This is a genomic window from Luteolibacter sp. (assembly GCF_058122085.1).
The window spans coordinates 1-12160 of sequence record NZ_JBIKBQ010000119.1 but is presented as its reverse complement, the minus strand read 5'-3'; the positions used below and the strand labels follow the sequence as shown (position 1 = coordinate 12160).

General features: G+C 62.1%; 12 protein-coding genes. 8 read left to right on the top strand and 4 right to left on the bottom strand.

All coding sequences use genetic code 11. The features are described 5' to 3' along the window. The first annotated feature begins 804 nt into the window (after positions 1 to 804). From AC4DF4_RS15670 to AC4DF4_RS15650, 5 genes are all read left to right on the top strand, one after another. Positions 805 to 1116: a hypothetical protein gene (locus AC4DF4_RS15670; RefSeq protein WP_490049052.1), complete on the top strand. Its 312-nt coding sequence runs from the start codon at positions 805 to 807 to the stop codon at positions 1114 to 1116. Between the two features lie 28 nt (positions 1117 to 1144). Then, positions 1145 to 2374 (top strand): ImmA/IrrE family metallo-endopeptidase, encoded by a 1230-nt coding sequence (locus AC4DF4_RS15665; RefSeq protein WP_490049051.1) that lies wholly within the window; start codon positions 1145 to 1147, stop codon positions 2372 to 2374. A gap of 251 nt (positions 2375 to 2625) precedes the next feature. Then, the gene (locus tag AC4DF4_RS15660) at positions 2626 to 2964 is read left to right on the top strand and encodes a hypothetical protein (RefSeq protein ID WP_490049050.1); all 339 of its coding nucleotides are present in this window, start codon (positions 2626 to 2628) and stop codon (positions 2962 to 2964) included. Positions 2965 to 3430: 466 nt separating this feature from the next. Then, positions 3431 to 3616 (top strand): hypothetical protein, encoded by a 186-nt coding sequence (locus tag AC4DF4_RS15655; RefSeq protein WP_490049049.1) that lies wholly within the window; start codon positions 3431 to 3433, stop codon positions 3614 to 3616. Continuing rightward, the gene (locus AC4DF4_RS15650; protein WP_490049048.1) at positions 3601 to 3903 is read left to right on the top strand and encodes a type II toxin-antitoxin system RelE/ParE family toxin; all 303 of its coding nucleotides are present in this window, start codon (positions 3601 to 3603) and stop codon (positions 3901 to 3903) included. The genes AC4DF4_RS15655 and AC4DF4_RS15650 overlap by 16 nt, the downstream gene beginning before the upstream one ends. A 90-nt stretch (positions 3904 to 3993) precedes the next feature. On the opposite strand, the gene AC4DF4_RS15645 is transcribed toward AC4DF4_RS15650, so the two are convergent. Then, a complete protein-coding gene (locus AC4DF4_RS15645; RefSeq protein ID WP_490049047.1) occupies positions 3994 to 5271 on the bottom strand; it encodes a DEAD/DEAH box helicase in 1278 nt (425 codons plus the stop codon). Between the two features lie 128 nt (positions 5272 to 5399). On the opposite strand from AC4DF4_RS15645, the gene AC4DF4_RS15640 reads away from it, so the two are divergent. Both AC4DF4_RS15640 and AC4DF4_RS15635 read left to right on the top strand, forming a co-directional pair. Further along, on the top strand, positions 5400 to 7322 hold the full coding sequence (locus tag AC4DF4_RS15640) for a phospho-sugar mutase (RefSeq protein WP_490049046.1): 1923 nt from the start codon (positions 5400 to 5402) through the stop codon (positions 7320 to 7322). 273 nt (positions 7323 to 7595) lie between these two features. Beyond that, positions 7596 to 9224 (top strand): S8 family peptidase, encoded by a 1629-nt coding sequence (locus tag AC4DF4_RS15635; protein WP_490049045.1) that lies wholly within the window; start codon positions 7596 to 7598, stop codon positions 9222 to 9224. Positions 9225 to 9317: 93 nt separating this feature from the next. On the opposite strand, the gene AC4DF4_RS15630 is transcribed toward AC4DF4_RS15635, so the two are convergent. From AC4DF4_RS15630 to AC4DF4_RS15620, 3 genes are read right to left on the bottom strand one after another with little or no spacing between them, the layout of a single operon-like run. Beyond that, positions 9318 to 9881, bottom strand: coding sequence for a DUF420 domain-containing protein (locus tag AC4DF4_RS15630; RefSeq protein WP_490049044.1), 564 nt, complete (start codon positions 9879 to 9881; stop codon positions 9318 to 9320). After that, positions 9881 to 10609: an SCO family protein gene (locus AC4DF4_RS15625; RefSeq protein ID WP_490049043.1), complete on the bottom strand. Its 729-nt coding sequence runs from the start codon at positions 10607 to 10609 to the stop codon at positions 9881 to 9883. Before AC4DF4_RS15625 ends, AC4DF4_RS15630 begins: the two co-directional genes overlap by 1 nt. Continuing rightward, positions 10609 to 11385, bottom strand: coding sequence for an SCO family protein (locus tag AC4DF4_RS15620; RefSeq protein ID WP_490049042.1), 777 nt, complete (start codon positions 11383 to 11385; stop codon positions 10609 to 10611). The genes AC4DF4_RS15625 and AC4DF4_RS15620 overlap by 1 nt, the downstream gene beginning before the upstream one ends. Before the next feature lie 205 nt (positions 11386 to 11590). Between AC4DF4_RS15620 and AC4DF4_RS15615 the strand changes: the two genes are divergently transcribed. Then, entirely contained in the window at positions 11591 to 12067 is a 477-nt protein-coding gene (locus AC4DF4_RS15615) for an SUMF1/EgtB/PvdO family nonheme iron enzyme (protein WP_490049041.1), read from the top strand. Positions 12068 to 12160: the final 93 nt, after the last annotated feature.

The window sequence follows — 12160 nt, the reverse complement described above, 5'->3', positions numbered from 1 at the left end:
GAGTCCCTCGCCACTCCAACCTTGATCCCCAATCCATGATCACCTATCTCTTTCCCGCGCCCCACCACACCAGCTTAGTTTAGCCCCTCCGTGGTCGAACTTTCGGGTCCGCCAAAGTGATTTCATGAAAAGAGGAGCTGCGGCACTCCGGTCGGAGGGCGGATGCTGGTCATTGGGAAGAGCTTTACGCTTTACAATGGCTTCGCAGCCGCCTGCACCACAGGAGTGTGATGTCTCCTTATGGGGTCGTCAATCGCAGTCCATGCGCGATGTCAGGACCGCGTTACCTCTTGTGCGGGGGCTAGGAAGCGGTGCCTTCCCTCCTCGCCGGGTGAACGTTACCCGGCGCACAAGTGCCCGGACATGGTGTAACGGGGTGTCTGACATCGTGCACAGGCACTCGTTCCACGCGTAACGGGGGTCCGTACATCGGGAACAAGCACCCGTTCCACGCGTAACGGGGGTCCGTACATCGGGAACAAGCAATCGTTCCACGCGTAACGGGGGTCCGTACATCGCGTGACGCCGGTTCTGACATCGCGTAACGCGGGTTCTGACATCGCGTAACGCGGGTTCTGACATCGCGTAACGCGGGTTTCGACACGCGTCACAAGGCTTGTGACACGCATTCGGGAGGTCCCGTGCGGCGCGGCGGGTGTGGCGCGCAGGTCATTGACTATCAATCGTGAGGACAAGGCGGTCCCGCCGCGGGATTACCTGTTGTGAAATCTTATTTTCCTGTTTGTACAAAATATGTAACTTTCTGGTTGACGGACGGGCGGGGCGCGGGCAGGGTCCATGTCCATGAAGGTCATAGGACTTACGGATGAGTTGAGAGGCGACGCGGAACAGCAATGCGAGGCGGGTTTCCGCGCATGGCTCGGCGAGGCGAACCAAGGCACCTGGGGCAGTTGGGAGGAGCTGCAAAAACATTACCCCGCGGCCAGCCGGACGGGCGAGGATGAGGCGCATTTTCCGCTTGCCGCCGATGGCACGGGAGTCAGTGCCATGGTCTTTTTCAAGATGCGCCTGCTGATGTTACTCTGCATCGCGCCGTCACCCGCCACGTCCCGGACGTCCCACCGCCGCCGAATTTCCCTGCCCCAGTCCAAATAAACAAAAAAGAAAACGACATCCCCACACCATGAAATTACTCAAAACTCCCGAGCAACACGCCGATGCGCTTGAGCGCATCCGGCAGCTTGCCGTGCGAGGCGAGCACCTGACGGAATCCCAACAGGACGAAATGGAGGTCCTGATCGTCCTATGCGAAAAATATGAAAAGGAAACCCAACCCGTTGCACCACCCACCCCGCTGGAAGCCATCAAGTTCCGCATGGAACAGATGGGCTACAAACAGAAAGACCTCGCCAGACTGGTGGGCGGCGCGAGCCGGGCCAGTGAAATCATGAATGACAAGCGCGGGCTCACCACCGAGATGATCCGCCGCCTGCGTGACGAATGGGGCATCCCCAGCGATTCGCTGCTCGGCGGCAAACCACCCGAACCCGAACCATCCGCGCCGGCTCCCGGCGCGGATGGCGCGTACGATCCCAAGAATTATCCGATGAAGCAGATGTATGGTCGCGGTTATTTTCCCAAATATTCCAACGACTGGAAAAGTCACAGCAAAGACCGTGCAGGGTTGTTGCAAGACCTCTACCCGCGCGGCTCCGGCGTGCGGCGGGAACTGGCCCTCTGCCGCCAGGGGGGCGGAGAAAAGTCGAAGATCAACCCGCACGCGCTGGAAGCCTGGCAGCAACGGGTGCTGGTGCGGGCGGCGGAGGAAAAGAAGAACCTGCCCGCCTACGACCGCGAGGCGCTGGACGAAACTTTCCTGCGCTGGCTGGCCGGGCTGAGCTTTCTGCCAAATGGGCCCCAGCAGGCCTGCGTGGCGCTGGAGGACAAGGGCATCGCGGTGGTCATCGAGCAGCATCTCGATCAAACCCATCTGGACGGTGCGGCGATGCTCGGCACCGACGACCGGCCGGTGATCGGGCTGACGCTTCGGCATGACCGTTTGGACAATTTCTGGTTCACCCTCTTCCACGAGCTCGGCCACGTGCTGAAGCACCTCTCGCCCGAGAATCCGGTGATGCTCGATGTGGACATCGACCGGAAGAAGACCGGAGTGATCGAGACCGAGGCGGACCGCTTCGCGCTGGACACGCTGATCCCGCCGGGCCCGTGGAGCGAGCAGGTGCGGCACCTGCAATATGCCGCGGAGATCCGCGCCGCAGCCAAGCGCCTGTGCGTCGATCCGGCGGTGATTGCCGGGCGCCTGCGCCGCGAGGCGAACGACTACCGCATTCACCGCACGCTGGTGGGCTACAACCAGGTGAGAACACTCTTTGGAATCGCAGAGGAAAGCTGACCGATGAACCACGCACCCTTTGAAGACCAATTCCACGGGCGGCTCGGCGAGCCGTTCCAATCATTTTCCCAGGCGAAGGACTCCACGCAGCCCTCCGGTTTGGAAGACCGAATGCCCGGTATGGCCCGACCGCGAGTGCGGATCCGGGAGCACCGTCCGGGTTTTCACCCGTAGCAGTTACCTATATGGCTAACAAAACTACATCCACCAAACGCCGTCGGCCTGGCAGAAAGGCCGAAGATATCAGTCTCGTGTGGAAGGAGCAAGCTCCTGAAGCCGTGTTTGCGGGAAAGCCCCTCGTTGATCTGGAAGCCGCCCTAGCGGGGTTGCAAGAGTCCAACAAGGATTTGAAGATCAGGGACCAAGCCCGCTCGGCCGCCGTGAAAACGCGCGACGACAAGCTGAAGTCCCTGGCCACACTGTTGCGCAACTTAGTAAAGGGCGTGCAAAGCCATCCGGAATACGGCGAGGACAGCCCGCTGTATCGCGCGATGGGCTTCGTGCCGTTCAGCGAGCGCCGCAGCGGCCTGACCCGGCGCGCCAAGGCGGGCGGCGGCCCGCCCGCTGGAAATGAAGAAGCCGCTGTCTGATTCACTCCTGGAAGAGAACAAAATCAGAACAGCGACTTGGGAACTCAAGCCATCGGTCCGCAAGGGCCGGTGGTTTGTTGTCTGGGGGAAGAAAGCACTATTTTGAGAAACTGACAAGAAAAGGAATTTATTCCACTCATCCGCCCCGAGGAAATGGACCATTTCAAAGTCATCCAGAAGAAGATGGGGAAACGCGTGAAGATCCTCAGCGGCGATCAACTCGACTTGCAGGGGTATTGAATCATTGGCGGCGAGCGGCCGAAAAACCACCTGTGAGACGCCTCTTGGATTTCAGCGTTTCAGCTTTTGACTGCGTCCAGGCGTTTTGCGGCTTTGCCGGTTTCGGCAGAGTTCGCTATCGCTCTCCCGTTCATGATTTCAACCTTTACCCTGCCGCGGCCCATCGACGGAAATTCCCGTTTTTTGCGGACTTGAATCAGCATCCGGCATCACTTACTTTCCTCTCATGTCCACGAAAGAATTGGCGATGGAAACCATCAAGGATCTGCCCGACGGTGCCACTTGGCATGAAATCGAGGAACGCATTCACTTCCTTGCCGCCATCGAAAAAGCCCGCGAGGAAGTCCGGCGCGGAGAGGTTGTCCCCCACGAGGAAGTCCGCAACCTTTTGAGCGGATGGCTTTCCAAATAGTCTGGTCGGAAATCGCGCTCTCCGATCTGCGGGACCTCGTCCGCTACATCGCGCGGGATGACCGGCAGGTGGCGGGACGTTTCGGCGATTTGATCGTGTCCAAGGTCGAATCCCTTCAAAGCTTCCCGAGGATTGGCCGAATCGTGCCGGAATATCGGGAGGAGTGCTTGCGGGAACTGATCGTTCCCCCTTATCGGATCGTTTTTGAAATCGATGATGATGCCATGAAGCTCTCAATCCTGCGCATCTGGCACGCTGCGCGGGGGGATTTGGAACTACCTCCCTGAGAGACCGCCGCACGCTAAAGCGCGAACTCCGGACAATATCCCGGTGGCACAAGCGGCAGGAGGTTTCAGCAATGAATATTGGCAAACGATCTATTTCTTCCCGCGCTTGGCGGCTGGCTTTTTCGTGGCGCGCGCCTCGGGCTTGGCCGTCTTCTTCGCGTCCATCTCGCGGGTGCGTTTCCGCCAGTCGCGCTTCGCCGGGGCCTCGCCGGGCGCGGGAGCGGGGGTGGTGGCGTGGTAGTCGAAACCCCGCAGGCGTTTCCGCTCGAGGCGCTGGCCGATGGAGAGCTCGATCATGCCTAGCAGGTTGAGGTCGCCCTTGGGCACGAAGCTGATCGCCTCGCCCGCCGCCTCCGCCCGGCCGGTGCGGCCGATGCGGTGGACGTAGTCCTCGGCGTTAACCGGGAAATCGAAGTTCACCACCTGCGAGACGCCGTCGATGTCGATGCCGCGCGCGACGATGTCGGTGGCGACGAGGACCTGGACTTTGCCGTCCTTGAAATCCTGGAGTGCCTTGAGCCGCTGCTCCTGGGAGCGGCTGGAGTGCAGGCGGGCGACTTTCACGCCGGCGAGCTTGAGGAAATTCGTGAGCAGGTTCGCGCCGTCCTTCATCCGGACGAAGACGAGGACGCGGGTGAACGTTGGCTGCCGGAGCAGTTCCAAAAGCATCTCTTTTTTCAAATGCGCGGGCAGCTCATAGACGCACTGCGTCACGGTGTCCGCCGCATTAGACCGGCTTCCGATCTGGACCATCTTGGGCTGATATTGGAAGCGGCGTGCGAGGGACTCGACCTCTTTGGGAAACGTCGCGGAGAACATCAGGGTTTGCCGGCGCTTCGGCAGATAGCCGGCGATGGTCTCGATGTCCGGCAGGAAACCCATGTGAAGCATGCGGTCCGCCTCGTCGAGGACGAGCACTTCAAGCGCGCTGAAATCGAGCTTCTGGCGGCCGATTAGATCGATCAAACGTCCCGGCGTGGCGACGATCATGTCCACGCCCTTGTGCACGGATTTGATCTGCGCCTCCTCCTCCACGCCGCCGAAAATGGCGGCCACGCGGATGGGCAGGCCGCTGCCGTAAGTCCGGACGTTTTCCATGATCTGGACGGCAAGTTCGCGGGTGGGGGCGAGGATGAGCGCCTTGGTGACACGCGACTGGCCCTGCCGATAGGACAGCGAAAGGCGGTGCAGCATCGGCAGCACGAAGGCCGCGGTCTTGCCGGTGCCGGTCTGGGCGATGGCGATCAGGTCGTGCCCCTGCATCACCTTGGGAATGGCCGCCGTCTGGACCGGAGTCGGGCGGGCGTAACCTGCTTTCTGAATGGCGCGGAGAATTTCTTTCCCAAGTCCCAAGTTGCTGAACGGCATGCGCGGACCATAGGCCGCCTGCGCCGCCCGTGACACGGAATTAAATTCGAGGCCCGGCCGGGAGGGGGGGGGAATCGGATATCGACGGGGTTGCCATGCTCCTGATTTCTCCTACGATCCCGCTCGAAATGAGCTCTCTCTCCGAATCCCTCTCCGTCGCGGTCGCCAATGGCAGCCTGCTTGAATCCGCCCAATCCAACATCACCGCTCTGCTCGATGGCACGACGAGCGCGATCGCGCCGCTGGCGGTGCAGGAACTGGTGGACGCCGGAGCGTGGGAAGAACTCAACGACCGCTTTTTCAAAACCCTCGCCTTCGGCACCGGCGGCCTGCGCGGACGGACGATCGGCCGCGTGGTGACCAAGGCCGAGCAAGGCGCCGGCGGACCGAACGGCCGTCCCGAGCATCCCTGCGTCGGCACCGCGACGATGAATTTCTACAACCTCAGCCGCGCCGTCCGCGGACTGATCACCTACGCGAAACAGTTCGCCGGACCGGACCGCAGGCCGGTGCTCGTCTTCGCCCACGACACCCGCCACTTCTCGCGCGACTTCGCGGAATTCTGCGCCAAGACCTGCTCGGATCTCGGCTGCGACGCCTATCTGTTCGAAGGCGCGCGCTCGACTCCACAGCTCTCCTTCGCCGTGCGCGAACTCCGCGCCGACGGCGGCGTGGTCCTCACCGCCAGCCACAACCCGGCGCACGACAACGGCTTCAAAGCCTACTTCAACGACGGCGCGCAGATCGTCGATCCCCACGCCGACGCCATCGTCAGGGAGGTGAACGCCATCACCAGCGAGCGTTATGAAATCCTGCCCGAGTCCGAGCGCGGCAGCATCACCGTCCTCGGTGCGGAAATGGACGCCCGTTACGTCGCCCTCCTCAAGACCCTGCTGCTCAAACCGTCGCTGCTAGACGGTGCTTCCACCAAGATCGTCTTCACCAACCTCCACGGCACCGGCGGCCACATCAACGTGCCGATGCTCCGCGAGTTCGGCTTCGAGGTGCTCACCGTGCCCGAGCAGGACGTGCAGGACGGCCGTTTCCCCACCGTGGAATCGCCGAACCCGGAGAACGGCCCGGCCCTCAAAATGGCCATCGACCTCGCCGAGCAATCCGGCGCGGAAATCGTCATCGGCACCGACCCGGACGCCGACCGCATGGGCGTGGCGGTCCGCGACGCCGCCGGGAAAATGGTCCTGCTAACCGGTAATCAGATCGGCTCGCTGATGGCCTGGTATCGCCTGAAAACCTGCTTCGAACTCGGCTGGCTCACCAACGCCAACCGCAACCGCGCGGTGCTCATCAAGACCTACGTCACCACCGAGCTCCAGCACGCCATCGCCGATGGCTTCGGCGTGGGCATCGTGGACACGCTCACCGGATTCAAATACATCGCCGGCAAACTCCGGAAATACGAGGAGGCCATCCCCGCCGACAAGAAGGGCGACTACCGCTCGCTCAGCCAGGCCCAGACCCGCGCGCTGCGGCTGGAATACTCGCGCTTCTTCGTCTTCGGCGGCGAGGAAAGCTACGGCTACCTCGGCTCCGACGCCGTCCGCGACAAGGATGCGAACGGCGCCGCGCTGATGTTCGCGGAAGTCGCCGCCTACGCGAAATCCGTCGGCAAGACGCTGCCGGAGCTGATGGACGACGTTTACACCGAATACGGCTACTATCTGGAAATCGGCAAGTCGCTGGTCATGGAAGGCGCGGACGGCGCGGCAAAAATCGCGGCGCTCGCGAATTCCTACGCCGAGAACCCGCCGACCGAAGTCGGTGGCTCCGCCGTCCTGCGCGTCCGGGATTTCGCCAAGCAGGATCTCTTCGACCAGGAGGGCGACCTGCTGCCGAAGGAGAAAATGCTCTTCGTCGATCTCGAAGACGGCCGCTCCTTCGCCGTCCGCCCGTCCGGCACCGAGCCGAAGATCAAGTTCTACCTGTTCGGGAAAAAAGCGCCCGGCGGCGATCTGGCCGCCGCCAAGGAAGCCGTGAAATCCGGCCTCGCCAGCCTCTGGAGCTGGATCGAAGCCGATGCCGCGAAGCGTTGATTGCCACAAGCGCGGACTGGCTGCTTTCCGGCATCGCCCGGAAACGGAAAATGGAATTTCGGAACGGGCAAGGAAGGTCCCCGTCCTTTTTCTCGAGGATGTATCCCTCGTGTAGGCTCGTTACGCCGGGAGGTTGCCCTCCGGATCGGATTCCTGCTTTCGGATTCCTGCTTTCCATCCCGCGGTTTTTGTGGAATGGAATGCCTGCGGCAATTTCATCCGGGTTGCTGATTCCTTTGAAACCCATTTGCTTCTCCCGCTCCAGACTGATCCATGAAACGAAATTTCCGGCCTGTCATCACCTTCGGGATTGTCGCGTTCTGCGGCCTTCTCGGGTGGTGGGCGTTCTGGCAGGTCGGGGAAGCCCAGGCGCTCCGCCAGTCGGAGCGACCGCTTCGGGAAGTTTCCGCGGCTGCCAGGTCGAAGGCTTTTCGGCCCGGGAAACACCTCGTCCGCGACGCGTTCCGGGATGGCACGACCGTGGAGATTTTCGCCAGCAGCGAGCCGGGTGAGGTGATCCTGCGTTTTCCCTCGGAGGAAACTTACGGCGACTTTCTGTTCGCGCTCGAGGGCGGCGGCAAGACCCGCCTGATAGGACGGCTGGATCCGCTCAAAGCCGTCCGCCTCGGCTACGACGAGTGGTCGGATCTCTCCGACCTGCTGGCCGGGGAAAACATCATCGCCTACGATTCGCTGCCCTCCGTGCCCGCCCCGACTCCGGTTGGCGGCGGCTATCAGGACGGGCTCGTCGGATTCGGCGACGGACTGCTGCCGTGGCTCGGGATCACCTCCGACAATTCCCAGTGGGGAGCCGGGGTGAGAATCGCGGTTCTCGACACCGGCGTCGTCCCGCATCCCGCGCTGCCGGGGCTGGTGAAATCCATCGCAATCAAACCTTTCCCGCGGGACTTGAGCAAGACCCGCGGCCACGGCACGGCGGTCGCCTCGCTGATCGCGGGCAACGACGCGTCCGCGCCCGGAGTCGCCCCCGCGGCGGAAATCATTTCCATCCGGATCGCCGACGAGTCCGGAAAAGCCGACTCCTTCGCGCTCGCCGCCGGCATCCTCGCCGCCATCGACGCCGGCGCGCAGATCATCAACATCTCGATGGGCACCACCGAGAACAACCCGCTCATCGAGGATGCCGTGCTCTACGCCCACGAGCGGCAGGTCCTGATCGTCGCGGCATCGGGTAATTCCGAGCAGGCCGACGCCTCCTATCCGGCGGCCTATCCGAGCGTGATCAGCGTCGGCGCCGTGGACGCGCGCGGCGAGCACCTCGAGTTTTCCAACTACGGAACCTATCTCTCCGTCACCGCGCCCGGCCACGCGCTCAACGTGGCTTGGCCGGGAAACCGCTATGCCCGGATCAGCGGAACCTCGGCCAGCGCGCCCATCGTCGCCGGGGCCATCGCCGCGACCATGTCCAGCGGCGATGGTGTCACGATGAGCGCCAGTCAGGCTGCGGAAATCGTCATGAACCACTCGAACGAGGCCGGCATTCCGGGGCCGGATTCCGAATACGGCGTCGGCATCATCGACATGGGCCGCGTCATGAGCCGCGGCATTCCGGGAATCGTGGATGCCGCCATCACCCACCAGCGGATTCTGAAATCCGACGATCCGGCCGGCAACGATGAAATCCAAGTCACCGTGCAAAACCGCGGCACCACGATGCTCGTCAACACGCTCGTTGAAATCACCACGCCCGTAGGCAGCCGGCGATTCAACGCGACGACCCTCGCGCCCGGAGCCGTGCAAACCTTTTACATGCCCGTCCGGCTCGGCGGCCTGCCGAAGAACGAGGCGGTCCAAGTCAGCTCCACCCTGGATTTCGGAGCGATGGCGCAGGACATCACCCCGTATAACAACCGCCGGAGCGACACGCTCTACCGGCGGTGAGCTGTGAGTCTTCGTATGTAGTCCAGCTCTTCAGGGCGTCTTCATGCGGCGCGAAGACGCCCTGAAGGGCTGGACTACGTGCGAAGAGAAGCCTCAATAATACGGCTTCAGCATCCAGTAACAGACCGGGCCGGTGACGGCGACGTAGAGCCACAGCGGGAACACCCAGCGGGCGAGCTTGCGGTGCGCGGCGAAGCGGTTGGTCCAGCCGGCGATGAAGGTGAAGAGGATGAACGGCAGGCTCACCGCCGCGGAGACGATGTGGGTGATGAGCAGGAGGAAATAGACCGTGCGCATCGCGCCCGTGCCGCCGTAGCGCGTCGGGTCGTTGGTCATGTGATAGGCGACGTAGGAAAGTAGGAACAACACCGAGAGAAACATGGCGAAGACCATGGTCGCGCGGTGCATCCGGACATTGCCGAGCTTGATGAAGATCACGGAGACAAGCAGCACCACGGCGGCGACGGCGTTGATCCCCGCGTGGATCGGCGGCAGGAAGGCGGTGGACCAGCCTTCCGGCAGCGGCAGCTTGACCTTCTGCATCACCACCACGAGCAGCAGCACGGCGGCGGATAGGAGCCACGCGGCGAGGCCGAGTTTCTTCGAGAGCTCTTCCTGCGGCGGGCGGGTGAGCCATTGCTTGCGTTCGTCGCTCATCAGATGCCGGGTGTTTCGTTTTTCTCAAGCTCCGCGCGGATGCGGCCGAACAGCTCGTCCTTGAGCTTCTGGTAGAGATTCGGGTCGAGCTTCTTGCCTTCCTCCGAGCGGGCGTCGGCGAGCGGCCATTTGCCGATGACCTTGAAATCGCGGTCCACCAGGATGAAGCCGAGGTCGTGCGCGTATTTGCCGTTGGCCTCGATGTCGAGCGGGTCGGTGCGCTCGCGGATGCCGAAGAACTTGAGTTCCTTTTCGAGATACTCGTGGGTGGTCTTGGCGTCTCCGGCGTTGAGGAACCACCAGTTTTTCGTCTCGGCGCTGAGGGCTTTCGCGTAGTCGGCGAGCTTCTCCTGCTTGTCGTTTTCCGGGTCCACGGAGATGCAGGTGATGTGGAAATCCGGGTGCTTGCCGAACTCGTCGTAGAGTTTCCGCAGCTCCTCGCCGTTGCGGACGGCGCAGTGCGGGCAGATCGCGAAGAACTCGGCGGCGATCCAGACCTTGCCGCGCAGGTCGGAGAGTTTCACCGGTTGGTTGTCCTGGTTGACGGCGGCCAGATCCTTGCCGATTTCAAACCACTGCGGCGCGGTGTCCTTGCCGGAGTTGACGACGACAGGGGCCTGATAGGGCGTGTTCAGCCCCGGCCGCAGCCACATGGCGAGGCTGATGATGCCGACGGAGACGGCGGCGACACCAGTGTAGAAGAGGGCGATGGTGGTGTTGCGTTTCATCAGTTTTTGAAGGGTTCCGCGAGTAGTTTGTCGATGGTTTGGTTGAGCAGGACTTCGAGTTCTTCGGCGTTGGTATTGGCGGTGCCGGTTTTGGCTCCCTTCGCGTCCCAGGCTGCGGCTTGCTCGAAGTCGAAGGTGGCGATGAACGGCGGGCCGCCTTGTTTCTGTGGCACCACGGCGCGGCGGATGTGGCCGTTCTTATCGATCAGGACGATGGCCGCGTCGTAGTCCCACTTGCCGGCATTTTCGTTCGGATAGGTGGTGGCCTTGAGTTCGTTCTTGATGAACTTGTGGAGGGTTTTCGGCTCGTTGCCGCCGAGCCACCACTGCGGCAGTTTCATCCCGTGGGTGGCTGCGGTCTCGGTGAGGGTGGCGAGGAGTTTTTCCGCGGGGAGGGGGTCGATGACGAGCGAGACGAGGTGGAAATCCGGGTTTGCGGCACGCGATTCGGCGAGCCGCTTCATGACCGCCATGCTGCGCGCGGCGATTTCCGGGTCACGCAAACTGAAGACGTTGACGGCGATGACCTTGCCCCGCAGCTCGACGAGATCCACTGTCTTGCCGTCTTGGCGAAGCATCCGCAAATCCCGCTCCGGGGTGATGCGGTAGATGATGGCCGGGCGGTCGTCCTTGGCCTGGCTGGCGGACCACCCTTCGTAGGCTTTGAGCACCAGCCACCCGCCGAGCAACATGATGCCGACGAGGATGAAGGCGGTATTGCGGAGTTTTTTCGGGTCGCGGATGGCGGGTTCGAGACTGGGGTCGGGCAGGGGCATGGGCGGCGCAAGGTAAGCAGGAGCGGCGGCGAGGCAAGCGGAGACCACTATTTTTACGATCCGTCCCCAACTTGACGCATTTCCGCCTCGATCACTTGGCAGCTCTTCCATCGCCAGTTTGCATCGCGCATTCATTTGAGGCATGAATTCATTTGCCTTCCGGCACCTGTTCTGCCCTTCCATCGGGCGTCAGTTTTTCCTCCCCATGAAACTCCCCATCAATTCCACCCTCAGTCTGGCCGTTCTGGCTGGCATCTCCCTCGTCACGCCGGGCTTTGCCGTCACGATCGACTCGGTGCTCGTCGGCAACATCAACAACGCGAACGACGCGGCGACCGGCAGCGTCTACGGCGCGGTGGCGTACGCCTACAAGATCGCGAAGAACGAGACGACCATCTCGCAGTATGCCGAGTTCCTCAATGCGGCGGCCAAGACGGACAGCTACGGGCTTTACAGCGCGTCCATGACCACGAGCTACATCAACGGCATCAGCCGCAGTGGTTCCTCCGGCACTTTCACCTACTCGGTGAATCCTGGCAGCGCGAACAAGCCGATCACCTACGTGAGCTGGTTCGACGCGGCGCGTTTTTGCAACTGGCTGCAGAATGGCCAGCAGACCGGTGCGGGCGCGGGAAGAGGATTTTTTTCTGTTAAAATGTTAAAATCGATTGGTGCTGGTTGATCGGGCGATGTTCCGACATCGCCTGTTTGAACAAACGTTTCAAATCAACCAACACCATGAGTAAACAGACAGGGATGCAGGCAGCGGCGCAAG